Source organism: Streptococcus sp. (genome assembly GCF_019414905.1).
Lineage (GTDB): Bacteria > Bacillota > Bacilli > Lactobacillales > Streptococcaceae > Streptococcus.
Genome location: NZ_DXLC01000243.1, coordinates 1 through 2,088 on the forward strand (window position 1 = coordinate 1; position 2,088 = coordinate 2,088).

Annotated in this window: 2 protein-coding genes; both read left to right on the forward strand. The window is 41.4% G+C overall.

Going from position 1 to position 2,088, the window contains the following annotated elements:
* A partial coding sequence (locus QZ359_RS07390; RefSeq protein ID WP_293965081.1) for an Asp23/Gls24 family envelope stress response protein occupies positions 1-287 on the forward strand: 287 nt, incomplete at its 5' end.
* Positions 288-289: 2 nt separating this feature from the next.
* On the forward strand, positions 290-1,957 hold the full coding sequence (locus QZ359_RS07395; protein WP_293965083.1) for a DAK2 domain-containing protein: 1,668 nt from the start codon (positions 290-292) through the stop codon (positions 1,955-1,957).
* Positions 1,958-2,088: the final 131 nt, after the last annotated feature.

Below are 2,088 nucleotides of genomic sequence, written 5' to 3' on the forward strand. Positions count from 1 at the left end.
CAACTGAGATTTTTGGTGTGGTCGGTATGGCTAGTAAAAATGCCCTCAAAGATAATTTCCAAGCCCTGCTAGGTAAGGAAAATTATTCCAAAGGTGTCGTCGTAAAAGCGGCCGAAGATGGCAGTATTGCAGTTGATGTATATACCGTGTTGAGCTACGGAACAAAGATTAGCGAAGTGTCAAAAAACATTCAAGAGCGTGTTCGTTTTAGCTTGGAAAACCAGCTTGGAATTACTGCTCAGACTGTAAATGTCTACATTCAAAATATCAAAGTTGTAGGAGAATAACCGTGTCAAAAATTACTACTAGCTTATTTCAAGAAATGGTGCAGGCTGCATCAACTCGCTTGAATAAGCAAGCTGAATATGTCAATTCATTAAACGTCTTTCCAGTTCCAGATGGAGATACTGGGACAAATATGGGAATGACCATTGAAAATGGTGCTAAGGAAGTTGCAGACAAGCCAGCTTCTACAGTTGGAGAGGTAGCAAGCATTCTTGCCAAAGGGCTTTTGATGGGTGCGCGTGGGAACTCAGGAGTTATTACGTCTCAGCTTTTCCGTGGATTTTCACAAGCCATCAAGGATAAAGATGAGTTAACAGGTCAAGACTTGGCCCTTGCCTTCCAATCAGGTGTGGAAGTTGCCTATAAGGCCGTTATGAAACCAGTTGAAGGAACGATTTTGACAGTTTCTCGTGGGGCAGCTATCGGTGCTAAGAAAAAAGCTGAGCAAACAGATGACGCTGTTGAAGTTATGCGCGCAGCCTTGGAAGGCGCTAAAACAGCTCTAGCTAAAACGCCAGACATGCTTCCAGTATTGAAAGAAGTTGGTGTTGTGGACTCAGGTGGACAAGGATTGGTCTTCATCTACGAAGGTTTCCTTTCAGCCCTGACTGGCGAATATATTGCATCTGAGGACTTTGTAGCGACTCCGGCCAACATGAGTGAAATGATCAATGCAGAGCACCACAAGTCTGTAGCTGGTCATGTAGCAACTGAGGACATTACATTTGGTTACTGTACTGAAATCATGGTAGCTCTTAAGCAAGGTCCAACTTATTCCAAAGATTTTGACTACGATGAATTCCGTAATTACTTGAATGAACTTGGAGACTCTCTCCTTGTTGTCAACGATGATGAAATCGTCAAAGTCCATGTCCATACAGAAGATCCGGGACTTGTTATGCAAGAAGGTCTCAAATATGGTAGCTTGGTCAAGGTAAAAGTTGACAATATGCGTAACCAACATGAAGCACAGGTTGAGAAAGAAGCTGCTCAAGTTAGTAAGCCAGCTGAAGAAAAAGAGTATGCTTTGATTGCTGTCGTTGCTGGTAAAGGTCTAGCAGATATCTTCCGTTCTCAAGGTGTGGATTATGTTATCGAAGGCGGTCAAACTATGAACCCTTCAACAGAAGACTTTATCAAGGCTGTTGAACAGGTCAACGCTCGTAACATTATCTTCCTGCCAAACAACAAGAACATCTTCATGGCAGCTCAATCTGCAGCAGAAGTTTTGGAGCAACCAGCAGTAGTGGTAGAGGCTCGTACTCTTCCTCAAGGTTTGACAAGTCTTCTTGCCTTTGATCCAAGTAAGTCAATCGAAGAAAACCAAGAACGTATGACTGCAGCCCTTAGCGATGTCGTTAGTGGAAGTGTCACAACAGCCGTTCGTGATACAACGATTGATGGCTTAGAAATCCATGAAAACGATAATCTTGGTATGGTGGATGGGAAAATTCTCGTGTCAAACCCTGACATGCACCAAACCTTGACAGAAACATTGAAACATATGTTGGATGAAGACAGTGAAATCGTAACCTTCTATGTTGGTGAAGATGGAAGTGAAGAACTTGCCAATGAGATTGCCCAAGAAATCGCAGAAGAATTTGAAGACGTTGAAGTCGAGATTCACCAAGGCCAACAGCCTGTTTACCCATACTTATTTAGTGTGGAATAAGATTAATGAAGGACTGAGAAATCAGTTCTTTTTTCTTTTTTAGTAAATGAAATCGGTATCTTTTTTATAAAAACAAAAATAATATTCATAAATAAACGTTAAAATAGAAAATTCAGAAAATTTCTTCTTTT